The organism is Enterococcus sp. E5-37, from assembly GCF_035726925.1.
GTDB lineage: Bacteria > Bacillota > Bacilli > Lactobacillales > Enterococcaceae > Enterococcus_B > Enterococcus_B faecium.
Window position 1 is genome coordinate 41,307 of the sequence record NZ_JAPMLG010000012.1, and the last position, 25,507, is coordinate 66,813.

Below are 25,507 nucleotides of genomic sequence, written 5' to 3' on the forward strand. Positions count from 1 at the left end.
TAGAAGCTACTTCTGGAACACCGTTTGTTCGGAATAAGGGACTGTGACAAGACTTTTGTCACAGTCCCCATTGTTCCTTGTGACTCAGAGTTAGATAGTAAGGACACGATCTCCCTAATACTCAGGCCAAAACGCTGAATTCACAACCTCTGATAAACGGTGTTCAATCAGCTGACCCTCGGTATTAGCTCAAAAAACGGCAAAATATGAGGAACTATTTTCCCGTTTTTTTCTCTAATACTCAGGCCAAAACGCTGAATTCACAACCTCTCCTATACTTTGTTTCATTTTCCCTATACTTTGTTTATTTATTCTTATTATTGAAAGCGCTATAATTACGTTGCGAATGAATCGAAAGGGGTTTTTAGATGAAAAAACGAAAGGGGTTCAATCATTTTTTTATGAATCTATGGCGTTATAAAGCACTTGTCCTGATGGCTGTACCGGGTATGCTTTGGATGATTTTTTTCTTTTACATACCTGTAATGGCGAATGTCGTAGCATTCAAAAATTTTCATATTTCAGCAGATGGGTTCTTGGCTAGCTTGAGGGAAAGTCCTTGGGTGGGTTGGGAAAATTTCAAATTTTTATTTTCTTCGGATCAAGCATTTCTCATCACTAAAAATACAATTTTATATAATGTAGCATTTATCCTTTTGAATCTGCTGATCTCAGTCGTATTTGCAATCATTATGAGCGAGTTGAGAAATAAACGACTCGTTAAAGTTTATCAAACGATGTCCTTACTACCTTATTTTCTATCTTGGGTCATTATCAGTTACTTTGTTTACGCTTTTTTAAGTCCTGACAAAGGAATATTCAATCAGTGGATCACTGGACATGGAGGAGAAGCTGTCAATTGGTATAATGAACCGAAATATTGGCCGTTTATCTTGGTGTTCATCGGTACATGGAAAGGGATTGGTTATAACAGTATTATTTACTTTGCATCTGTTATGGGAATCGATCCGACTTATTATGAAGCTGCTATGGTTGATGGAGCTAGCAAATGGCAGCAGATAAAACATGTGACGATACCACAACTTATTCCACTAATGACGATTTTAACGATTTTAGCCGTAGGAAACATTTTCCGAGCTGATTTTGGCCTGTTTTATAACATTCCTAGGAATTCCGGTGCATTATATGATGTGACTCAAGTTTTGGATACGTATATCTACAATGGCCTGACATCCACAGGAGATTTTGGTATGACGGCTGCTGCAGGACTTTACCAATCAGTTGTCGGCTTTGTCTTGTTGATGATCACAAATACGATCGCCCGACGTTTTGATAGCGATTCTGCATTATTCTAAGGAGGAAAAAAATGAAAAAAAAGAAAGTGGAGAGAGTCCAAGTCCGCTCTTTCAATAAGACGGCTAATTTTTTCTCTAATATAATGATTGCACTCTTTGCTATTTCCTGTATTTTGCCATTTATATTTGTTATCGCCATCTCTTTTACCGATGAGTCCATATTGTCGACTCACGGGTACAGTTTTTGGCCAGAAAAGTTCAGTATATTTGGTTATACGTACTTGTTCGACCAGATGCAGGATAAAATTTTCCAAGCGCTTTTCGTCACTGTACTTGTTACTGTTTTAGGTACACTGATCAATAGCACGGCTACTTCTTTATATGCTTATGCGATTTCACGGTCAAACTTTCCATTCCGTCGTTTTTTTACCGTTTTTTGTTTGATTACGATGTTGTTCTCACCAGGGATGGTGGCCAATTATCTTGTTATGACAAATCTTCTTCAGTTAAAAGATACGATTTGGGCATTGATCTTGCCAATGGCTGTCAGTCCCTTCAATATTATTGTGATGCGCACATTCTTTAAACGTTCGGTCTCTGATTCGATTATTGAATCGGCACGGATCGATGGAGCTAGCGAACTGCGAATATTTGTTCAGATCGTTTTACCGTTAGCTGTTCCAGGTATTGCGACAATCAGTTTATTTGCCGCATTGGGTTACTGGAATGACTGGTTCAATGCTTTACTATACATCCAAGATGATAAGCTAGTTCCACTACAGTATCTTTTGATGAAAATCCAAAGTAATATTCAATATCTGACACAAAATTCAGGAGCAGGAAGCCAATTGACAGGCGGATTAGCCTCAGTTCCAGGAGAATCTGCCAGAATGGCGATCGTAGTCATCTCGACGTTGCCTATTGCGATCAGCTATCCATTTTTCCAGAAGCATTTTGTCAAAGGTCTAACAATCGGCGGAGTAAAAGAATAAAGAAACAAAAATATAAATCATAAAATTAGGAGGAAGAAAAATGAAGTTATGGAAGAAACTAGCCTTTACAGGTGTTTCAGCGTTGTTGTTGGGAACATTAGCAGCATGCGGAGGTTCTGGTTCTAAAGACCAGGCAGAAGCTAGTGATTCGGACACTTTGCAGATGTATCAAATCGGAGATAAACCAGATAATTTCGATCAATTGATGGAAGTAGCAAACAAACGAATCGAAAAAGAGATCGGTGTAAAAGTCAATATCAATTACATTGGCTGGGGCGATTACGAAAAGAAAATGAACGTCATCATTTCTTCCGGGGAAAATTATGATATCGCCTTTGCGAACAACTATGTTTCCAATGCCCAAAAAGGAGCCTTTGCTGATTTGACTGAATTAGCGCCTAAGTACGCTGAAAAAGCTTATAATGATTTAGATGAAGCATATATTAAAGGAAATCTGGTCAATGGAAAATTATATGCTTTCCCAGTCAATGGAAATGTCTTTGCTCAACAAGTACTTACTTTTAACAAAGCTTTACTAGATAAATACGATCTTTCAATTGATGGAATCCAATCTTACGCTGATGCAGAAAAAGTCTTGAAGGAATTCCATGAAAAAGAACCAAACACGGCAGCTTTTGCCATTGGACAAGGCTTCAAAGTCCAAGGGAACTTTGATTATCCTTTAGGGAATACGTTACCGTTTGCTATTGATCTGGATGGAGATGATTCGAAAATCATCAACCAATACGATAATGAAACGTATATCGGACTGTTACGTACAATGCATAGCTGGTACAAACAAGGACTCATTCCAAGTGACGCTGCAACGAGCAATAAGGATTATCCACTAGAAGGAAATACTTGGCTAATGCGTGGAGAAACACAAGGACCGTATGATTATGGCGATACGATTTTGACAAATGCAGCAAAACAAGAACTTGTTTCAAAAGCAATTACTGTTCCACTAAAATCTACAGCTCAAGCACAAATGGCAAATTTTGTCGTATCAAATACTTCAAAAAATAAAGAAAAATCAGTAGAACTTCTAGGGCTGCTTAACAGTGATCCAGAATTATTGAATGGGCTTGTTTGGGGGATCGAAGGAGAAGCATGGGAAAAAGTCGATGGTTCAGATGATAAAATCAAATTGCTAGATGGTTATCAGCCAAATACACATATGTCTGCTTGGAATACAGGAAACAACAAGATTCTATATACACAAGAGTCTATTACGGATGACATGATTGCCAAACGTGATCAATCGATTGCTGATGCAGAAACTTCACCGATTTTAGGATTCAGCTTCAACACTGACAGTGTCAAAACAGAATTAAGTAATATTTCTAATGTCATGAATCAATATTTAGATGGATTGAATACAGGGACTGTTGATCCAGATGAAACATTACCGAAATTGAAAGACGCTTTGGACAAGGCTGGCTATGATAAGGTATTGAAAGAAATGCAAAAACAATATGATGAGTTCCGACAAGAATAATAATGAATAAAGACAAAGGGGTTGTGACAAAAGACGTGTCACAACCTCTTGTTCCGAATAAACGGTGTTCAAAAGCCAGTTTCTCGGTATTAAGCTAAATATATGTAAAAATGTGGAAAGCCATATTCACAAAATTGTTCTTACTACTCGAAACTAAGCGGCTATTTCACAACCTCTTGGTAAACGGTGTTCAATCAGCTGACCCTCGGTATTCGCTCACAAAACGACAAAATATGAGGAACTATTTTTCCGTTTGTTTCTCTAATAATCAGGTCAAGGTGCTGATTGCCCAACCTTTTTTTGTATAATGAGAAAGTATAAACTTAATGTTTGGAGGAGAAGATATGTTAGGGAAGGCTTTGGAAGAGTTATTTATCCGGATCTGGGTCGTTATAAAACTAACCTTGTATTTCTGGATATATACATTTGCCGGCGGGATCATCTTTGGATTTGGTGCGGCATGGAAAACAGTCAATGAACTATTTTATTTGTACGGATTCGAGTATAAAGAAATCACAATAAAAAGAGGCTGGAATATATATAAAAGAAATTTTTTAAGAGGCAATCTGCTATTTAGTTTATTTTTATCTGGTACTGCTTTATTGAGTTACAATTTATATTTATCTGTTCAAATCAAAGGGCTCATTTTTTTAGCTATTGATTTTATTTTACTTTTTGCCTTGCTCTGCCTATTTGCTACTTATCAATACAGTATGATTTTAGATAGTGAATATACGATCTCTGTTCCTAATCTGCTAAAGCTAAGTTTTATTTCGGTTTTTTCCAGCTTTTCGTCTTTTCTAAAAATAATTATTGGTAGCGGTATAATTTTAGGCGTGACTTGGCAATTCAAAGGATTGATCCTGTTTGGTGTCATTGGTCTTTTGACAGTTTGGAATGGTACGATGACAACACACTGGCGTGAAGAATTAGATAAACAGTTGGAAAGTTATGAATAAGTTTCGGATTCTATTTTCAAAAGGAACCTTACTCAATCGTCTGTTGCGGAAATACGCGGTTATCATGATCGGTGTAACGATGACTGCTACCGTTATTTTTAGTATCCATACTTGGGAACAAAATCAAAAACAGGCAGAAAACATGACAAGTGATGCCGTTCAAAGCACAAGCAGAATGCTGAATGATAAAACAACCTTGAGTAGGATCATCAAAAACCAGCTTGTAGGGAATTCCGAAAAGATCGAAAATGTGACGACCTACTTAACAAAACCCATAGATCAGTATCTGATGTATGTATACGAACAGCAAAACAGTACCGATGAATTAGTTTCTTTCCCAAATCAAATCAAAGATCTCTACGCAAATTATGAAGAACTAAGTGCGATATATATCGTGTTGAATCAACTACCGGAGTATTATGAATCTTCTAGAGAAAACAAAGGTGGGGAAATAAAAAAGGGGACATCAAAATTACTAGACGCTTTTTATATCAAGTTGCCTATCACACAAGGAGGAGCTGAGTCAGGAAGTATTTTTATTGGTTTTCAAAAGAAAGAACTAGATATGATTTTAGAAAATCTAACGTCATTCAATGGACTCTCTTTATACATGATTTCTGGAACGACAAATCGACTATACACATTCCATGATAATAAAATAGCTAAAGAAACGTTTGAAAGACAAGAAATGATCATCACAGAGAGTCTGCAGAAAAATTCACAATTGCCGATTGACGATCTGGAAAAAAACAATTTTGTTCAACACCAAGAACTGTCTGATGATTATCGTATATTAGCTGTACTAGATAAAAAAAGTGTAAAAATCGAAACGGGAAAAAATCTTGCCCCTCTGATCATTGGTATCATTATTTTAGACAATATATTGCTTATCTTTCTTTATAAAACATTCAAGCGATATTCACAGCAAGTATCTATCGTCATGCAGGCCATGGATCAAACAGCAGCAGGGAATTTAGAGACGCGGATCGACATAACAAACACGGAATATGAACTGAAGGAACTTTCAATCGGTATCAACGAAATGTTGGATAGCATCAATCAGTTTGTAGAAGACATCTACAAATTAGAAATCAAACAGCAAGACGCACATATGCGGGCGCTTCAAGCACAGATCAATCCACATTTTTTATATAATACATTAGAATATATCCGAATGTATGCAATCAGCGAAGGAAGTGAAGAATTAGCAGATGTTGTATATGCGTTTTCCGCTTTGCTTCGAAACAATACGAATCAAGAGAAAACGATCACTTTAAAAGAAGAACTGGACTTTTGCGAAAAATATGTCTATTTGTATCAAATGCGTTATCCTAATCGAGTAGCCTATCATTTTATGATCGATCCTGATTTGGAAAAGATCGAAGTACCTAAATTTGTGATCCAGCCATTAGTTGAAAATTATTTTAAACACGGTATTGATTTTACTCGATTCGATAATGCGCTAAGTGTCAAAGTCTTGCAGAAAGGCAAACGGGTAAGGATCATCATCAAAGATAATGGAAAAGGGATGACTGAAAAACGGCTAAAACAGATTGAAGAAAAACTGTCTCATCCTAAAGTGGAACTTCACGGATCTATCGGTCTGCAAAATGTGAATGAACGTTTACGTGCCAGCTTCGGCAGCAGTTATTATATGTCGCTTGAGAATAATGAGACAGGTGGACTGACCGTTTCTATTACATTCAAGGAGGGATGAGCGTGTACCAAGTGTTATTGGTAGATGATGAATACATGATTTTGAATGGGTTAAAAAAGATAATTGATTGGCAAAGTTTAGGCTTTCAAATAGTAGCAACAGCAGAGAATGCCAAAGAAGGACTAGCTGTACTTGAACAGCGACAGATTGATTTAGTAGTAACGGATGTGACAATGCCAGAAATAAATGGACTGGAATTTATTGAAGCGGCTCAAAAAGAACGTCATAATTTTGAATTTATGATTTTATCAGGATACCAAGAATTCGATTATTTGAAAGGAGGTATGCAATTAGGCGCCGTGAATTATTTGATGAAACCCGTAAATAAGTTCGAATTGGTTGAAAGCCTCAAGAAAATAAAAACACGGTTAGATCAGCAAAATGAACAAAAAAATCAACAAGAAATCTATCAAGAACTGTTATTCAGTCAATGGTTGAATGAAGAATTGGATGAAATAAGTGAAGAAGAAATAATAGGACAAATAAGTGAGAAGCAGCATAGGATAGTATTGATTCAACTGGCAAGAACTCATGATACTCTTATCAATAGATGGTTGCAAGAACAGCAACAAATCTTTTACTATCAACGAAATTACGGAGACCGTGTATTGATCACGTTGTTGTTGGAGGCAGATGAGGTTGATGGCTTCTGTTGTTTTGTTCAAGAAAACTTTCCTGATCAGGAATGGCTGATTAGTATCGGGGAAGAGACAGATTCTTTGGACAAAATCCCTGAAACATTCCAACAAGCGAAAGACAATCTACAGTTGCATCAATTTTATGGAGATAAAGACGAGCATGTTTTTTACGCAGTACAAGCAGAAACAAAAGATCAAACCATCGATTTTTCAAGTTTCAGACGCGTGCTGCAAAATAAACAATTGGAAGTCGCTCAAAAAATGATCACTGATTTTTTTGAACAGTTTCAGTTAGCAGCCATGATGCCGGAAGATATACGATATTCCAGTTTTTTACTGTTTATGGAGATTCAACGGGAATTGATTGATCTGGAAGATGAGGAATATTTACAAGGAATCGAAAAAATCCATCAGGCAAAAACGGTGCAAGAACTTCATCAGCTACTTCTGTCATTCATCAAAAAGCATCAGAGACAGAAAAAGTACAGTGAAAATGTGGAAAAAGTAATCGTAATCCTGCACCAGCATTATCAAGAACCACTTACACTCAAAGAAGTGTCAGAAAACCTGCATTTAAATGTCATGTATCTAGGACAGCTGTTCAAAAAAGAAACGAAAAAAAGTTTTTCAGCTTATTTGAACCATTTACGTATGGAAAAAGCGAAACAACTGCTTTTGCACAGTAATCAAAACATCAATGAGATAGCAAGTGAGATTGGCTACAACAATACCACGTATTTCTCTAAATTATTCAAGAAAATCGTCGGCAAATCTCCTAAAGAGTACCGAGAAAACAGTGGAGAATCATAAAAGAAAAAGCCAATGTAATGAAATAACTTATAAAAAATTGTCTAGAAATCTAATTTTTGGCTGTTCTTATTACTTGATGCAGGACAGCTTTTTCACGACCTCTCGGTAAACGGAGTTCAAAAGCCAGTTTCTCGGTATTAAGCCAAATTTATGCAAAAATGTGGAAAGCCATTTTCACAAAATTTTTCTTAATACTCGAAACTAAACAGCTTTTTCACGACCTCTCCACTAAACGGTGTTCAATCAGCTGACCCTCGGTATTAGCTCAAAAAATGGCAAAATATGAGGAACTATTTTGCCATTTGTCTCTCTAATACTCAGGTCAGAACGCTGATTTCACAACCTCTCAATAAACGGTGTTCAAAAGCTTGCATCTGCGGTAATAAGCCCAACCAAACGAAAAATATGAGGAGTTATTTTTGCTTGGCTGTTCTTATTACTTGATGCAGGGCAGCTTTTTCACAACCTCTCGATAAACGGTGTTCAAAAGCTTGCATCTGCGGTAATAAGACCAACCAAACGAAAAATATGAGGAGCTATTTTTGCTTGGCTGTTCTTATTACTTGATGCAGGACAGTTTTTTCACATCCTCTTGTTAATTATAGTTTGATAAGGAAAAAGGCAAATCTTTTGCTTGATATTTCTTAGGGTGAGGGACGATCCCTAATTGGTAAGAGATCGTGCCGCCTTTCAGCAAATCTTGATGGGTAAAATATAATTTCGTATATTCTTGGTCCATCCGTTTGATTTTATGGATAAATTGTTGCTGCGGCCGATTAGGCGTTGCTTCAATCGTCAATTCCTTTCCATTTGACAAAAGCAAAACAGCCTTGTCAATTAATGGCATACCGATAACATATTCACCGGTTCCAGGCGTGACAGGATAAAATCCCAGACTATTGAAGATATACCAAGCGGCCATACTTCCATTGTCCTCATCTCCAGGGTAACCCATTGGAGAATCGTCGAAGGTCTGAGTCATCAACTGTTTAAGCAGTGGCTGTGCCATTTCAGGTTGTCCTATATAACTGAACAAGTAAGGATAGTGAAAACTTGGCTGGTTTGAAATAGCTAATTGTCCAAATTCTATCGCGGCCATCTCACTCATTTCGTGGATCTCAAAACCATATCCTCCTGGGTCAAACGTTGGGGGCTGATTGCACAGCTCAATGAGTTTTTCTTTATATCTCTCACTGCCACCATATTTTCCGATCAGTCCTGAAAAATCGTGATAAACAGCAAAGCTGCTTTGCCAAGCACTTCCTTCTGCATAATCTTGTCCCCAACGATTAGCTGAAAATGGTTCTCTGAACTTGCCATCTTTATCTTTTGAACGCATAAATCCTGACTCATAGTCAAAGATATTTTGATAGTTCAATGATTGCTGCTGATATTTCTTCGCCATTTCCTCCTCTTCTAGTACCTTGGCAACTTGGCTAATACAAAAATCGCTATAAGCATAGTCTAATGTGTGATTGACTGATTCGTGGTAGTGATTAGGAACATAGCCATATGTCAAGTAATCTTCTGTTCCTTGTCGTCCATAATTTGGATGTTTGCTTTGAACCGTAGCACCTTTTTCCATTGCCGTTAGAAATTCAGGCATCAAGTCTCGTCGGATATCTTTTACAGCAGCATCTGCAATGACCGCATCGATCAATGTCCCAGGCATAAGTCCACGTTCATCAGGAGACAGCCATTTTGGCAAATAGCCACTTTCTCTATAGCTGTTCAAAAAACCTTCCAGCATTTCTTCGTATTTTTCTACAGCAATCAAAGAATAAAGAGGATAAACCGTTTTATACGTATCCCAAAACCCATTATTTGTATAGAGAACACCAGGTTTTATAGATCGACTAGTCGTATCATAGTGGATTTTTTGCCCACTAGGATCAATTTCATAAAATGTTTGTGGAAATAAAAACACCCGATATAAATTATGATAAAACGTCCGCAATTGTTGTTGATCATGGTGTGTGAGCTGTATACGATCAAAATAGGACTGCCATTGTTCTTGACTGTGAGCAAGGTAAGTCTCTTTGCTTTGGTTTTGTTCTAGTTCCAGGTTATAAGCTGCTTGTTCCGAGCTGATAAAAGATGTCCCAAATCGGATAGTTTGTTTTTTTGTCTGTTCAAAATACAACGGGATCGAGTCGCTATTTTTGTTGGAAACAGCTAACTCATCAATTGTTAAAGGATATTCAAATCTCAATATAAAATAAAAAGAAAAATCAGGATCTTCTGAACCAGCAAAATGTGTGATTTTTCCTTCCACTGTGTAAGGATCTATAACAAAGAGCTGATGGCGTCCCGGAAAGGATAAAAGTAAACCGCTATCATTTTTGCTGTAATCAATAGATAAGATTCCGCCATACATGCTAGGTATCAATGTAGAACAGATGCCATAACGTAATTGACAGATCGACAGATGAGTCGGGCAAAATATACTTTCTTCTGGGCGGTAAGAACTTTGAGCATGGAAAAGGGTGTTCTCCTGTAGTTTTCCATTGATCGGCGTAAACAGCATATGACTGAAATCACCCATCCAAGGACTTGGTTGATGGGTAAGACGGTAGCCTTGAAAAACGCGGTCATCAGGATGAAACCACCAGCTGCCGTTTTGATCCGTAGTTTGCGGTGCAAAATAATTCATCCCAAAAGGAACGCCAGTATAAGGCTGGCAGTTCCCATTAGAGAAATTTGGCTGATTCGCTGTTGCATGTCTAGTATCTATTTGACCGATATTCATTTTATTTCTCCTTTGTTGATTGTCTTTTGATGAATGAAACTGGAAATTTACTATCGGATGGTCGATCTTTTGTCTCTAACCAAGTGACCAAAGCATCTCCCGCAAGCTTACCTAACTGTTCAAAATCTTGTGCGATGGTTGTCAGTGGCGGGTCAACAAGAGCTGCTGCTTGGATATCATCAAATCCGATAATTGAAAAATCTTCAGGGATATGATAACCATGCTGTCTCAAGAGATTCATGGTCTGGATAGCGACAACATCGTTTTCACAAACAAAAGCAGTTACTTCATACTTAGTGATATAAGAAAGCAATTCATCTAATGTCGCGCTTTTGTCATCCAGTGAAGTGTGGAAAGTCAAACCAGCTTTGTCCAATGCTTCAAGGTAACCAAGGTAACGCTGTCGAACGGATTGTGGATGAGTCTGCGTACCAAACAAATAAGCGATTTTTGAATGACCCTGTTCGATCAAATAAGAGGCAGCAAGCGCACCGCCTTGGAAATTATCGGAAAGAACGGTAGGAAAAGATAACTCATAGATTTTTTTATCTAATATGACGACAGGGAATTCTTTCAATGAAAGCTCAAAAAGTAAGTCAAGATGTTGTTCTGTATCAAGAGCATAATAAATCAATCCGTCAAATTCATTGATTAGCTCTTTTGCTGTTTTATTTTGTAGAAAGTCAAGCGTCGTCATCATGACATCAATCTGTTTATCTTTCATCACAGGGTTCAATCCCTTGCTAAAATCACCAACAGACAAATCAGCGACATATGGAAGAAGAAACAGAATCCGTCGTGTTTTTGTAGGAGAAGCAAGCATCTGTTCCGGAGAAGCGGATTTAACGAAACTGCCTTTCCCGCGAACGCGATAAATAAGTCCTAATTGCTCTAATTCAGTCAATGCACGTTTGGAAGTGATTCTGCTTACTTTATAGGTACGTGAAAGTTCTTTTTCAGTTGGTAGTTGGCTGTCTACAGGTAATTCACCAGTTAAAATAGCCGTTTGCAAATCATTAAATATTGTCTGGTACAATGGTTGATTCATATAAACACCTCTTAATGATATATCATATTTAAATAATACCATAATGGATGAAAAAGTAAATAAAAAGATATTTTTTGAAAGCGTAGACATAATTGACTGTATGAAGTATAATCTTTAAAGATATATCAAATAGAAAGAAGGTTTTATTAGTGGTTTATAAAGATATACCAAAATCGGTGCAGAAATTTATGGAAGATATCACACAAAAATGTGGGGATATCCATGCGGACTGGGCAAAGAATTTTACAGCAGCATTTGCCAATACTCTGTTGACAACAGTCAAAAAGCAAAATGACGGAACCACCTTTTTATTGACGGGAGACATTCCAGCGATGTGGTTAAGAGACTCTACTGCACAAGTTCGTCCTTATTTAGTGATTGCAAAAGAAGATGAGGAATTAGCTGACATGATCAGCGGGTTAGTCAAAAAGCAATTTTTTTATATCAATATCGATCCATATGCGAATGCCTTCAACGAAGAAGCTAACGGTGCTGGCCACCAAACAGATCATACAAAAATGAACGATTGGATCTGGGAAAGAAAATATGAAATTGATTCTTTATGCTACCCAATACAGTTGGCCTATCTTCTTTACAAAAATACAGGAAAAACTGATCAATTCAATCAATCTTTTATTGAAGGTATCAAAAAAATCTTGGACGTGTTCAAAACAGAGCAAGATCATGAACACTCTCCTTATACATTTGTACGAGACACGACAAGAAAAGAAGATACGCTGATCAATGACGGGCGAGGTGCAAAAACAGCTTTTACAGGAATGACATGGTCTGGTTTCCGTCCTAGCGATGATGCTTGCCGTTATGGATATCTGGTACCATCCAATATGTTTGCGGTGGTCGTGTTAGGTTATGTGGAAGAAATTTTTCAAACGATACTCGATGATAAAGAAATTGTACAGCAAACACAGAAATTGAAGAAAGAGATCCAAGAGGGGATTCAGAATCACGGACGAACGGTTAATCAAAAAGGGCAAACGATTTATGCATATGAAGTAGATGGAATGGGAAACGCCACAGTCATGGATGACAGTAATGTGCCCAATCTGATCGCCGCACCTTACTTGGGATATTGTTCTGAACAAGAGGAAGATTATCTGCAAACAAGAAGAACATTGTTGAGTAAAGAAAATCCATATTTCTATGAAGGAAAGTACGCAAAAGGAATTGGATCCTCCCATACGCCAGAAAAATACGTTTGGCCGATTGCATTAGCTATGGAAGGAATGACAACGTCAGACAAATCTGAAAAAGAGCGGATATTGAATTTACTTGTAGCAACTGACGCAGGAACACACCTTATGCACGAAGGATTCGATGTGAACAATCCTGAAAATTATACGAGAGAATGGTTTTCTTGGGCAAATATGATGTTTTGCGAATTAGTCATGGATTACTTTGATATTAGAGTAGAAAAGTAGGAGGTATCGTAAATGAAAAAGAAAGTATATATCATTTCTCATAGCCACTGGGATCGTGAATGGTACATGGCTTACGAACAGCATCACATGCGACTGATTGAATTGATAGACGATCTACTAGAGCTATTTGAAGTTGATCCGTCCTTCAACAGTTTTCATTTGGATGGGCAAACGATTATTTTAGATGACTATCTTCAAGTAAGGCCAGAAAAAAGACAGGCAATCCAACAAGCAATCAATGAAGGAAAATTGAGAATTGGACCATTTTATATCTTGCAAGACGATTTTCTTATCAGTTCGGAATCGAACGTGAGAAATATGCTGATTGGCATGGAAGAAAGCCGTAAATGGGGAACCCCTGTCATGTTAGGCTATTTTCCCGATACATTTGGAAATATGGGACAGACGCCTCAATTAATGAAACAAGCTGGTATTTCAGCAGCAGCGTTTGGCCGTGGTGTAAAACCAATTGGCTTTGATAATCAAGTTTTGGAAGCAGAAAACTATTCTTCCCAATACTCAGAAATGTGGTGGAAAGGACCTGATCAAACAGCAATCTTTGGTCTGCTATTTGCCAATTGGTATAGCAACGGGAATGAGATTCCAGTAGAAAAAGAAGCAGCTCTTGCCTTTTGGAAGCAAAAATTAGCGGATGCAGAACAATATGCCTCTACGAACCACTTATTGATGATGAATGGTGTTGATCATCAACCGGTACAAAAAGATATATCAAAAGCAATCCATCTCGCAAATGAACTGTTTCCAGATTACGAGTTTATTCATTCTAATTTTACTGACTATCTGGAAGCAGTTCAAAAAGATGTGCCAGAAGACTTAGGCTCAGTAGAAGGAGAATTGACAAGTCAAGAAACGGATGGCTGGTATACTTTAGCCAATACAGCATCTGCTCGGGTTTACTTAAAACAATGGAATACCAAGGTCCAGCGACAGCTAGAAAATATTACAGAACCACTTGCGACGATGGCTTATGAAGTTAGTGGAAACTATCCCCATGATCAATTAGATTATGCTTGGAAGACATTAATGCAAAATCATCCTCACGACAGTATTTGCGGTTGTTCAGTCGATTCTGTCCATCGGGAAATGATACCTCGTTTTGAAAAAGCAGATGAAGTTGGAAAGTATCTTGCACAAGATTCCTTAGAACAGCTGACCGCAGCAATCGATACGACCGGATTCCCAAAAGACAGCTTTCCATTTGTCATTGTAAATACTGCAGGAATGGATAAAACTGGTGAAGCAGAAATAACCATCGAATTAGAAAGAAAAAGATTCGCTGAAGGAATACCTGAAAAACTATATCAAGAGTTAGAAAATTTGCCTAAACGTAAGTATCATGTAGAAACAAAAAGTGGGGCCACTATACCAGCTATTTTATCTGAAGAAACTGTCCAATTTGGTTATGATTTGCCGAAAGACCGTTTCCGTGTGCCATATATGGCAAGAATGATCAAAGTGACTTTACCATTAGAAAACATGCCAGCATTTTCTTGGGAAACATTCGCGCTTGTAGAAGGGGAAGCGAAAGCAGAAGAAAAGGAAACAATGATTCATCAGAGTGGACGAATCATCGAAAACGGCCCTCTACATTTGACGATTGAAAAAAATGGTACCATTACAATGGAAGATCGCAAAAACAAACGAAAGTTGAATAATCTGCATATTTTTGAAGATATCGGCGATATAGGAAATGAGTATATCTTTAAACAACCTTTCTATGATCAGCCAATCCTATCCAGTAACAAAGAAAACTCTGAAGTAAAAGTATTAGTAGATACACCGGAAATAGCAAAAATAAGTATTCTACAGGAAATGGAAATCCCTGTTTCTGCAGACGAGCGTTTAGAAAAAGAACAGCAGATGGTTGTGGAATTTCGTTATCGAAAAGCAGAACGATCCAAAGAAAAACGAATCCTTCAAATAAAAACAATCATGACAATCAGAAAGGATAGTAAAAAAATCGACTTTGAAACGACTCTCGACAATCAGATGAAAGATCATCGCTTACGTGTCTTGTTTCCTACAAAGTTACATGTGGAACATCACGAAGCAGATAGTATTTTTGAAGTGGTGAAGCGCCCAAACCATGTGCCTAAAAGTTGGGAAAACCCCACGAATCCGCAACATCAGCAAGCATTTGTCAATATTCATGATGAAGAGTACGGTGTAACAGTCGGAAACTTTGGTTTGAATGAATATGAAGTAACAGAAGACGGACAAATCGCAGTGACGCTACTTCGCAGTGTGGGAGAACTAGGCGATTGGGGATATTTTCCAACACCAGAAGCACAGTGTCTAGGTGAGCATCGGTTCAATTACAGCATTGAACTACATGGACCAGAAGAAAAATTCTCTACTTATTTGCATGCATACGCAGCACAGATTCCTTTTTCCACTCAACAAATCAAACATCATGAAGGAACATTGATTTCAAAACAACAATATTTAACGATAAAAAGTGAAACGTTTGCAATTACAGCTTTGAAACGCAGCAAGTTTAGTGATAAAGTAGTAGTAAGAGGTTTCAATATGTCTAGTCATTTAGAAAAATTGGAAATAACTAAAGACAATGGAAAAACTGTCATATTGAATCTGCTTGAAGAACCAACGAAGCAAGCGGTTGTCCCAATAATCCAACCTTATGAGATTCGGACAATCGGATTCGAGGAGGAAAACGAATGTATGGCGGAATAGAAGCAGGCGGAACAAAATTTGTGTGTGCGGTTTCAGATGGTGGAGAAATTTTAGAAAAATTAAGTATCCCTACCACAACACCAGAAGAAACATTGGATCAGGTATTTGAATTTTTTGATCGTTATGAATTGAAGGGAATCGGGATTGGCTCATTCGGCCCGATTGGTATCGACAAAACAAAAGATAATTACGGATACGTTTTGGCAACTCCCAAAAAAGGGTGGGCACAATTCGATTTTCTTGGCACAATCAAGGAACACTACAATATTCCTGCTGCTTGGACAACGGATGTCAATGCTGCTGCATATGGGGAATTGAAGCAAGGAGCAGCACAAGGAAAAAATAGTTGTATTTACCTTACCGTGGGAACAGGAATCGGTGCAGGTGTCGTGATCAATGAAGAAATTTTTTCAGGGATCGCACATCCTGAAATGGGACATATTTGGGTGAAACGCCATCCAGATGACCATTATGAAGGTACTTGTCCTTATCATAAAGATTGTTTAGAAGGATTAGCAGCAGGACCGTCTATTGAGGCACGCACAGGGATCAAAGGGCAAGATCTGCCGCAAGATCATCCTGTTTGGGCTATTCAGGCTTATTATATTGCTCAAGCACTGATCAACTATACGTTGACGTTAGCACCTGAAAAGATTATTTTAGGCGGTGGGGTAATGAATCAGGATCATCTCCTTCAAAAAATCCGTCAGCAATTTGTTGAATTGATGGGTGGTTATATGGAAACACCTCAAGTAAGTGAATATATCGTTCGTTGGGGACTGCCGAATGAAAGTGGGATTATCGGTAGTTTGCTGTTAGCAGAACACGAACATCAAAAGTAAGCAGACAAATTACACAAAAAGAACAGAGTCTTATCATTATCTGCTGATAAGACTCTGTTCTTTTTTATTTCTATTCCCATAATCCAGGTAAAGCTTTACCGACTATTTTTTCTTGAGTAAATGGATGGATCATGTGCAGTTCTAATGCATGGAGCATCAGTCGTTCAGCTGTTCTATTTTGGTAGAGAGGGTCTCCAACGATCGGATGTCCCTTATGAGCTAAATGAACTCTGATCTGGTGTGTACGTCCGGTTTCCAAAACACAATAGACTTGTGTTTGTTCAGAAAGTACTTTGTTGACAGTGACATGTGTCAAGGCGCTCTGACCATTTTTATCATCTACGACCCTTTTTCTCCGATCATGGCGATCTCGTCCAATTTTATTGGTGATGGTCATATCTTTGGCAATTTCTCCCCATACGATGGCTTGATATCTCCGATAGATCATTTTTTGTTCCAACATTCTTCCAAGTATCGGCAAGACAAATGGGTTTTTTGCAAATAAAACGGCACCGCTTGTTTCTTTGTCCAAGCGATGGACAACGTAAGGTCGTTGCTGTTTAGTATCGAGATAAGCAGCTAAATGATTGAGCAAGGTACTGTTTTCTGTCGGTTCATTTGGATGAGTCTTCATTCCTGCAGGCTTATCCACTATAATCAAATGCTCATCTTCATATAAAACGCGGATGTGCGCCGCATCTCCAAGCTGGACTTCTTGATAATTATAATCTGTTTCTTCGAATAACAATGTGATCTGGTCATTGCCCTTTACTTCATGATGGAACAAAGCAGGTTGTTGATTGATCCAAACGTTTTTACGTATACGCAAAAAGTGTCGAACCTTTCTAGGGACTAACCATTCCTTTTCAAGCAAGTTGCGAATCGTTGTTTCAGGATGGTTCATAGGTAAAGTGATCGTGATTTTCACAAGTGTACTCCTTTCAGTGCAATTGCAGACTAATTGTACCATTTTTAAAACATATTTAAGAAAAAACTTACATTTTTCTGTTCATTCTTATGTTACTCTACTTGCACTAACGTAAAAAAACATATTGAACTACAACTTAAGCAGGAAGAAAACACTCTTTCACTATGGTAAAATAAGACGATTGAATCGAATAGACAGGAGAAGAAGCAAATGGATTTTCAAAGCATTTTAGAAAAGATAAAAGCTGCTTTGATCAGTTTTTGGCGTTGGATCAGACCATATCTCGGACAATTCCATCGATGGCGAAAGCGCATCTGGAAAAAATATCATGTGAACAAATTGATTTTGCTGATTGGTTTGATCTGTGTCTTAGTGACAAGTATCTACCTCTTTATTTTAGCAAAACAAGCAAATGTCGAAACGTTAAAATCAGGATTAAGCCAATCGACAGTCATTTATGATAAGAAAAACGAAGAAGCTGGCACACTGTACGCCCAAAAAGGAACATATGTAGAATTAAACGCGATTTCTCCCTATATCCAAGATGCAGTAATCTCGACAGAAGATAGGAATTTTTACGAGCATCACGGGTTTGATATCAAAGGGATTGCCCGTGCAGCAGTCCGAATGGTCTTGTCTGGCGGAACCTCAGGGGGCGGAGGAAGTACGATCACTCAGCAGCTTGCCAAAAATGCGTATCTGACATTAGACCAAACGTTTGATCGAAAAGCGAAGGAATTATTTTTGGCAATCGAGATCGAAAAGAAGTACAGCAAAGAAGAAATCTTGACCATGTATCTTAACAATGCCTATTTTGGCAACGGGGTATGGGGTGTCCAAGACGCTTCCAGAAAGTATTTTGGAGTAGATGCAACGAATGTTACGCTGTCTGAGGCTGCTACTTTGGCAGGAATGCTGAAAGGTCCTGGTATTTATAATCCGATCGATCACCCAGAAAATGCGAATGATCGGAAAAACACAGTACTAAGTGTAATGGAAGAAAACGGAAAAATCACAAAAGAACAAGAACAAGCAGAAAGCCAGACAGATATCAGCGCGTATCTTAATGACACATACGATAATTCAGATTCTGGTTATCGTTATCCTTATTATTTTGATGCAGTGATCGATGAAGCAGTTAACGAGTATGGTCTTGATGAAGAAGATGTCATGAATAAAGGCTATAAAATCTATACAGCTTTAGATCAGGATTATCAAAAGCAATTAGAAGCTACTTATCAAAACAGTGCATTATTCCCAGCAAATGCTTCAGATGGTGCCATGGTCCAATCTGCTTCAGTAGCTTTAGATCCGAATACAGGTGGTGTACAAGCACTAGTAGGACGAAGAGGAGATCATGTCTTTAGAGGATTCAGCTTTGCTACACAGATGCGTCGTTCACCAGGATCAACGATCAAACCATTAAGCGTATATACACCAGCACTGGAAGCTGGATACAAACCTTCTAGTATCTTGAAAGACGAACCGCAAAGTTATTACGATGCGCATAATTTTGACGGGACATACCAAGGAGAAGTACCGATGTATCAAGCTGTTGCACAAAGTTTGAATTTGCCTGCTGTGTGGCTTTTGCATGAGATCGGTTTACAAAAAGGATATGATAAAGCAGAAGAATTCGGCCTGCCTTTAGCAAAATCTGATAAGTATTATGGCTTAGCCCTTGGTGGACTGGAAAAAGGAGTATCTCCATTGATCATGGCGGGTGCTTACAGTGCATTTGCCAATGAAGGTCAGATGTATACGCCGCATCTTATCACGAAAATCGTTGATTCGACTGGAGCGGTGATCGTCGATAACACAAACAAAAAACCAAAACAGGTCATATCAAAGGAAACAGCCGATGAAATGACCAGCATGCTTCTTGGTACATTTTCAAATGGAACAGCGGCTGCTGCGAATCCTGCAGGTTATACGATAGCAGGGAAAACAGGAACCACAGAAACTAATTTCGATGCCACAAAAGCAAATGACCAATGGATGATCGGTTACACGCCAGACGTAGTGATTTCGACATGGATGGGTTACGAAGAATCCAGCAAGCTGCACTATTTGGAAGGGACAAGTGGAAATGTTGTCGGGAAAGTCTTCAAATCAGCGGCAGAAGGCATCCTTCCGTATACTTCAAAAACAGGATTTAGTGTAGCAGATGCCTATGCCACAGGAGGACAAGTGGTAGCTGCAGATCAAGTTGGAAACACAGGAAATTCCAATGGAGAGTCTGGAAATTGGCAAGATAACTTGAATCAATATGGTGAACAAGCAAAAGAAGGGCTGAAAAACTTCGGCGATATGGTGAAAGAAGGCGTTCAGGGAATTGGTGAAGCGGCTAAAGACCTCTGGCGGAAATATCAAGGAGAGTAGACCCTTTGAAAACGAATAACCCCATGTTACAATAGAGAGTAACTACTAAAAGAAAAGAGGGCATAACATGTCAAACATCTACGATAGCGCGAATCAAATCGAACGTGAGATCCGTGAATTACCAGAATTCAAAGCGTTGAAAGAAGCGTACGAGAAAGTACAAGCAAACGAAGAAGCACACAAACTGTTCAAAGACTTCCAAGCGATGCAAATCGAATTACAAGAAAAACAAATGAGTGGACAAGAATTCAGCGACGAAGATGCAATGAAAGCACAAGAAATGGCTGTGAAAATCCAATCAGAAGAAGTAATCAATGACTTGATGCAAAAAGAGCAAGGTTTCAGTACAATCATCAATGACTTGAACCGTATCATCATGACACCAGTTCGCGACCTTTACAGCGAATAAAACTATTTTATGAAACAACAGAGGGTGTGAAAGAGACGTTCGGCCTTGAGCGATGACAAAATTGCTTCTTATTGCCGATAGGCTGTCTCTTGAACACCGTTTACCAAGAGGTCGTGAGCCTACCGTTTAACTCTGAGTTACAAGGAACAATTTCAAAAAACAGCTTCTCATGTTTGATGACTATTGTGACTTGTGACTGAGGAGTTGGCAGGAGAACACCGTTTATTCAGAAATAGGAGCTACGACAAAAGTCTTGTCATAGTTCCTATTTTTTTGTCATTCATTTTTCAAGCGGTAGAAATAGCCTTTTTGAGCTAACAATTCTTCGTAAGTACCTATTTCAACGATTTTTCCTTCATCGATCACAACGATTTTATCTGCCTCTTTGATCGTTGAAAGCCGATGAGCCACAATAAAAGTAGTGGGTGTTTCTGTCAGGTAATTCAGTGCATGCTGAATTTTTTTCTCTGACTGGTTATCTAAAGCTGAGGTTGCTTCATCTAGCAAAATGATTTTTGGCTGACGTATCAACGCTCGTGCAATGGAGATACGTTACTTTTGGCCACCAGACAGCTTGTTGCCATGTTCGCCTACTAATGTATCCAGACCATCAGGAAGCTGTTCAATCAGTGAAGAAAGTTGTGCAGCTTCGATTACTTCATCCAAACGTTCTTTTGATACGTTCTTCAAGCCATATGTGATGTTCTCTTTGATCGAAGCGGAAAACAACAAAGTGGTTTGAGGAACAACGGCTAAATAATTTCGCACACTTCGCATATCCAGTTCATCTAAAGGCTGATCATCCAGAAAAATTTTTCCTGAAGTCGGCTGGATAAATCCAATCAATAAGTTAAGAAGTGTAGATTTTCCAGAGCCAGATGGTCCAACAAAAGCAATTGTTTCTCCAGCTTTTACCTCTAGAGAAAAATGATCGATAATCGGTTTGAGTGAGTCCGGATAAAGAAAAGAAACATCCTCAAAACGAAAATTTCCATCCAAATGTTGGATTTTTTTCTTACCGTTATAAGTTTCTACGTCGCCAGCAATCAAAAGTTCGCCAATAGAAGTGATAGATTCCATGCCTTTTGAAATCGTAGGAATCAGCGTGATCATTCCAGAAACGGAATTGACGATCGTCGTGAAATACGTCTGATACATAACGACATCGCCGGGTTGGATGCGCCCTTGTAAAGCTAATATCCCAGTGAAAATCAAACAAATCAGCTGAAATATCTGAAAACTAGCCCAGCTGACTGATCCGAAAACAGATTGCAGGATATCTAAGTGGAATCCCTTTTCATAGATTTGAGTAAAATGCTTATTTAAGCGAGTTGTTTCGTGCTTTTCTAACCCATGAGCTCGAGCAATCGGTGCTAATTCGATCACTTCAATCACTTTTGCAGAAGTCTCTTCCATTTCTTGCCTGAAGTCTGAATTGGACTGTCTGATCCTTTTACGGAAAAAGAGAGTAACGAATGCGGCGAGAGGAACAGTCAATAAGAAAAACATGAAAACAACAGGACTTTTATAAAGCGTGATACCTAAAGCCACGAATAAATTGACAGCGATATTTAATCCGCTGACAAATACTTGAGAGGACAACGTTTGGATAGCTTCTACATCACGGATGATCTTTGACTGGATTCGTCCAGATTGCAATTCTTTTTGATAAGGAATAGATAGTTCTTGGATTTTCTTGATAAGAGTTGCTCTTAGTCCAGCTTCTACTTGACGGATCGAAGTGCTATGGTATTTTACATGAAAATAATTCGTCAATATATTTTGACCAATCAGACAAGCCATCAAAAAAGCGTTGAAATAAATGGCCTGCAACTGAGAAGAATCTTTCGATGAAGCTGCATTGATTACATTGGCAATAGCGATCGGCATTAACCAAGATGGAAGATGTTTGATAATAAAAAAGAGTCCTGACATGGCAAAACGCCAATAATTTCCCTGATAAAGATGCAGCAATGTCTGAAAAGCATTTGCATGATATTTTTGATAACTTTTCTGTATTCGTTCCTCCATAATCTTCTCCTTAACAATCTTGGTAAATAAACTGCAAGTGTTCTATTGCTTCAGGAACATAAATCTCAGGAGTAGCTTCAAGAGTGGCGTACATTAGAGGACGCTCATATTTGATATAATGCAGTACCGGGCGGAAACCTAAACAGCCTTTACCAACAGGAACTATGCGGATCTTTCCATTTTCCATGATGTAGTCTTTGAGATGAAGCGCTGTAATACAACCCTGTAAATTGTCCAAGGCACCTCGGATCACTTTCTCCTGATCAGCATGATTTTCTTTATGCATCAAATTCGCACAATCTAAAATGATTTTTAAATTTGGTGAAGCTACTTCATCGATTAAACGTTTAGCTAACTGATAGTTATAGATTGGATGATTGATCCCTGCTTCAACAGCAACAGTTACGCCAAAATTTTCTGCATGAGCGACTAATTCAATGATAGAATTTCTGGCGATCTGATAAGCTTCTTCAGTAAAATTTTCTTTTGTGTAACCGACAGAGACACTACCGGTTTCCGTAGCAATCATCTTGGCTTGATAGGCAGAGCACAGAGCAATTTGCTGTTTGAAAGTTGCCAATGCTTGTGCACGAACTTCTTGATTTTTGCTGGATAGGTTGATATAGCATCCTAAAATGGAAAGTTCGATATTGTTTTTTTGGAAGTATTCACCAAAATAAGCAGCACTCCCAAGTGTCATGTCAGTTAATTTAAGTTGTTCAGGAAATGCTTTTTGTGGTGCAAATTGGATATGGGACAAGTGAAGCTGTGATACTTTTTGAACGATTTCTTCACGATTTCGAACATCTAAATCGTGGGCACGGATGCCTAAATTTAATGGAAACATCTCAAACTCCTTTTTGTAAATAATTAGCAAGAGGCAGACGGGATTCTTTTATCAATTCAACAATTATTCGGGCAACTTTATCAGCGCCTTCTGGACTAAAGTGGGTATTGTCCTTTAGTCCTTCTGGGTAATTTTTACAAGTATCAGGCATAAGATGCAGGTAGAATTTTTTTGTCTCTTCTTTTGAGAAGGTCTGGAACAATTCTTGTGATCTTGAGAACACATCTAAAAGAGGAATATGGTGTTTCTCAGCAAATGCACGCATCGCTTTTGGATAGTCTCCAAGTATATCTGGATTCAATGTTCCGTTTTCTAAGTAATCTCGTCGCGTCACAGATGTCAGTAAGACCATTTGGACGTTCGCTTTTTTTGCGCATTCAAAAAATATCTGCAGATTTTTTAAATAGCTACCGAAGGGAAGCGTACCTCTTTCTTCTTGGATTTTCTGGTCGTTATGTCCAAATTGTACAAATAAGAAATCATTCGGCTGAAACTGTGAAGCTAAACGGGCTAACCTTCCTTCCTGGATAAATGATTTGGTGCTGCGTCCATTCTTTGCTTGGTTATTGATCTGGATCTCGGGTGAAAAATAAGCAGAGATTTTTTCTCCCCAACCTGTCTCGGGACGCTTGTTTTCATCTTTTTCTGCCGCAGTAGAATCACCGGCAATATGGATAGTAGGCATGTTATCTCTTCTTTCATAAAGGTTTATAGGCAATGAAGCAGAACAGCAAGAGAAGAAGACGGAGCAAATTTGGTCCGTCTTCTTCTCTAAAACGTGGATAAACGGATTCCGTTATTTCGCTATCCTGTTTTTGATTCGTTACTGTTACTATTAATCAATTAGGCAAAAAAGCCAAAGTAATTTTTAGCATTTGTATAACTAATCGCTTGAACTAGACTTCCTAAAAGTTGTTCATCTTCAGGTGCTTCTCCTCGCATGACCATTTCGCCTAAAAATTCACAAAGAACACGACGGAAATATTCATGTCTAGTGTAGGAAAGGAAACTTCTTGAATCTGTCAGCATGCCGACAAAATTCCCCAAAGCACTACCATCAGCAAATTGTGTCAACTGATCGCGCATACCAGCTCGAGTATCGTTGTACCACCATCCAGAACCTAACTGCAGTTTTCCATTCTGTTCTTTTTGGAAACAGCCCATCAAAGCTAAAATCGCAGGATAGTCATTCGGATTCAATGAATAAAGGATCGTCTTTGCCAACTGATCCGTTTCTTCTGCACGATTCAATAATTTTTGCAGAGGAATAGTCAAAGAAAGATCATTCATTCCATCATAGCCGGTATCGGGCCCTAATTTTTCCAACATTTGTGTATTACAGTTACGATAAGCATGAACGTGCAGCTGCATCGTCCAATTATGAGAATGATAGAAGTGGGTCAAATGTATCAGTGTTTCTGTGCGATAAGCATCGATTTCATCTGAAGATAATAGTTTGTTAGCTCGTGCTTTTTGAAAAATCTCTTCTAATACTGTTTCATCCGCTTCTTTATAGCGTAAGGTGTCTAAAGCGTGGTCGGAAACACGACATCCATGTTGATGGAAGTATTCTATCCGCTGCCCTAAGACTTCGATCAGTTCTTGATAGGTGGTGATCGTTTGGTCAGCTGCTTCTTCCAGTAGCGTGATCCATGCATTAAATCCTTCTTTTTCAATATTGAGTGCTTTATCTGGACGGAATGAAGGGAGAACCTTCAAATCTGGTTCTTCATGAGCAAGCAACTGATGATAGTGCAAGTCGTCTGCGGGATCATCTGTTGTACAAATCACTTCTACATTCGATTTTTTTGCGATTTCCCGCCGGCGGAAATCAGGAGTTGCCAAAATTTCATTTGTTTGTGCCCAAATTTTCTCTGCGTTTTCTTCATTTATCAATAAGTCAATATCGAAGAAACGTTTCAATTCAAGATGTGACCAACTGTAAAGCGGATTTCCAATAATTTTTGGCACGGTTTGACACCAAGCTAAAAATTTTTCAAAATCAGAAGCATTTCCTGTGATTTTTTCTTCAGGCACGCCGCAAGCTCGCATCAAGCGCCATTTGTAATGATCGCCTCCTAACCAAGCTTCCGTCAGATTGCTGAAATTGTTGTTTTCGTAAATTTCCTTTGGATCTAAGTGACAGTGATAATCAATAATGGGCATATTTTTTGCGTAGGAATGATAAAGCTTTTTCGCCCAATCGTCTTTTAATAAAAAATCATCAGATAAAAACATAAATCTTCC

17 protein-coding genes and 1 pseudogene are annotated in these 25,507 nt (G+C 38.4%); 11 read left to right on the forward strand and 7 right to left on the reverse strand.

Annotation, left to right across the window (positions count from 1 at the left end):
- Window positions 1-368 precede the first annotated feature (368 nt).
- From OS138_RS10300 to OS138_RS10325, 6 genes are all read left to right on the forward strand, one after another.
- Window positions 369-1,316, forward strand: a complete 948-nt coding sequence (locus tag OS138_RS10300) for an ABC transporter permease (protein ID WP_002285971.1) — start codon at window positions 369-371, stop codon at window positions 1,314-1,316.
- Between the two features lie 11 nt (window positions 1,317-1,327).
- Entirely contained in the window at window positions 1,328-2,248 is a 921-nt protein-coding gene (locus OS138_RS10305) for a carbohydrate ABC transporter permease (protein WP_002285972.1), read from the forward strand.
- A 40-nt stretch (window positions 2,249-2,288) separates the two neighbouring features.
- Window positions 2,289-3,746 carry an ABC transporter substrate-binding protein gene (locus OS138_RS10310; RefSeq protein WP_156249339.1) on the forward strand — a complete coding sequence of 486 codons (1,458 nt, stop codon included), beginning with the start codon at window positions 2,289-2,291 and terminating at the stop codon, window positions 3,744-3,746.
- 344 nt (window positions 3,747-4,090) lie between these two features.
- Complete coding sequence (locus tag OS138_RS10315; RefSeq protein ID WP_325070087.1) at window positions 4,091-4,705, forward strand: DUF624 domain-containing protein; 615 nt, start codon at window positions 4,091-4,093, stop codon at window positions 4,703-4,705.
- A complete protein-coding gene (locus OS138_RS10320; RefSeq protein WP_325070088.1) occupies window positions 4,698-6,422 on the forward strand; it encodes a sensor histidine kinase in 1,725 nt (574 codons plus the stop codon). The genes OS138_RS10315 and OS138_RS10320 overlap by 8 nt, the downstream gene beginning before the upstream one ends.
- On the forward strand, window positions 6,419-7,870 hold the full coding sequence (locus tag OS138_RS10325) for a response regulator transcription factor (RefSeq protein WP_325070089.1): 1,452 nt from the start codon (window positions 6,419-6,421) through the stop codon (window positions 7,868-7,870). Before OS138_RS10320 ends, OS138_RS10325 begins: the two co-directional genes overlap by 4 nt.
- 595 nt (window positions 7,871-8,465) lie before the next feature.
- Here OS138_RS10325 and OS138_RS10330 read toward each other — a convergent pair.
- Window positions 8,466-10,619 (reverse strand): GH92 family glycosyl hydrolase, encoded by a 2,154-nt coding sequence (locus tag OS138_RS10330; protein ID WP_325070090.1) that lies wholly within the window; start codon window positions 10,617-10,619, stop codon window positions 8,466-8,468.
- A 1-nt stretch (window position 10,620) separates the two neighbouring features.
- The gene (locus OS138_RS10335) at window positions 10,621-11,667 is read right to left on the reverse strand and encodes a GntR family transcriptional regulator (protein ID WP_325070091.1); all 1,047 of its coding nucleotides are present in this window, start codon (window positions 11,665-11,667) and stop codon (window positions 10,621-10,623) included.
- 149 nt (window positions 11,668-11,816) lie between these two features.
- On the opposite strand from OS138_RS10335, the gene OS138_RS10340 reads away from it, so the two are divergent.
- From OS138_RS10340 to OS138_RS10350, 3 genes are read left to right on the forward strand one after another with little or no spacing between them, the layout of a single operon-like run.
- Window positions 11,817-13,106 carry a glycoside hydrolase family 125 protein gene (locus tag OS138_RS10340; protein WP_002294491.1) on the forward strand — a complete coding sequence of 430 codons (1,290 nt, stop codon included), beginning with the start codon at window positions 11,817-11,819 and terminating at the stop codon, window positions 13,104-13,106.
- Between the two features lie 12 nt (window positions 13,107-13,118).
- A complete protein-coding gene (locus OS138_RS10345) occupies window positions 13,119-15,821 on the forward strand; it encodes an alpha-mannosidase (protein ID WP_325070092.1) in 2,703 nt (900 codons plus the stop codon).
- Entirely contained in the window at window positions 15,806-16,663 is an 858-nt protein-coding gene (locus tag OS138_RS10350) for an ROK family protein (protein WP_325070093.1), read from the forward strand. The genes OS138_RS10345 and OS138_RS10350 overlap by 16 nt, the downstream gene beginning before the upstream one ends.
- 70 nt (window positions 16,664-16,733) lie before the next feature.
- On the opposite strand, the gene OS138_RS10355 is transcribed toward OS138_RS10350, so the two are convergent.
- Complete coding sequence (locus OS138_RS10355) at window positions 16,734-17,591, reverse strand: RluA family pseudouridine synthase (protein WP_325070094.1); 858 nt, start codon at window positions 17,589-17,591, stop codon at window positions 16,734-16,736.
- Between the two features lie 210 nt (window positions 17,592-17,801).
- Here OS138_RS10355 and OS138_RS10360 point away from each other — a divergent pair, with 210 nt between their 5' ends.
- Together OS138_RS10360 and OS138_RS10365 are read left to right on the forward strand one after the other, a co-directional pair.
- On the forward strand, window positions 17,802-19,973 hold the full coding sequence (locus tag OS138_RS10360) for a PBP1A family penicillin-binding protein (protein WP_325070095.1): 2,172 nt from the start codon (window positions 17,802-17,804) through the stop codon (window positions 19,971-19,973).
- A 67-nt stretch (window positions 19,974-20,040) separates the two neighbouring features.
- A complete protein-coding gene (locus OS138_RS10365; RefSeq protein ID WP_002285994.1) occupies window positions 20,041-20,382 on the forward strand; it encodes a YlbF family regulator in 342 nt (113 codons plus the stop codon).
- Between the two features lie 276 nt (window positions 20,383-20,658).
- Here the strand turns inward: OS138_RS10365 and OS138_RS10370 are convergent.
- From OS138_RS10370 to uxaC, 4 genes and pseudogenes are all read right to left on the reverse strand, one after another.
- A pseudogene (locus tag OS138_RS10370) lies at window positions 20,659-22,413 on the reverse strand (ABC transporter ATP-binding protein).
- A gap of 10 nt (window positions 22,414-22,423) precedes the next feature.
- Window positions 22,424-23,260 (reverse strand): sugar phosphate isomerase/epimerase family protein, encoded by an 837-nt coding sequence (locus OS138_RS10375; RefSeq protein ID WP_325070096.1) that lies wholly within the window; start codon window positions 23,258-23,260, stop codon window positions 22,424-22,426.
- A 1-nt stretch (window position 23,261) separates the two neighbouring features.
- Window positions 23,262-23,945: a rhamnogalacturonan acetylesterase gene (locus tag OS138_RS10380; RefSeq protein ID WP_002294493.1), complete on the reverse strand. Its 684-nt coding sequence runs from the start codon at window positions 23,943-23,945 to the stop codon at window positions 23,262-23,264.
- Between the two features lie 158 nt (window positions 23,946-24,103).
- Window positions 24,104-25,498 carry a glucuronate isomerase gene (uxaC, locus tag OS138_RS10385; protein WP_325070097.1) on the reverse strand — a complete coding sequence of 465 codons (1,395 nt, stop codon included), beginning with the start codon at window positions 25,496-25,498 and terminating at the stop codon, window positions 24,104-24,106.
- Between the last annotated feature and the right edge of the window lie 9 nt (window positions 25,499-25,507).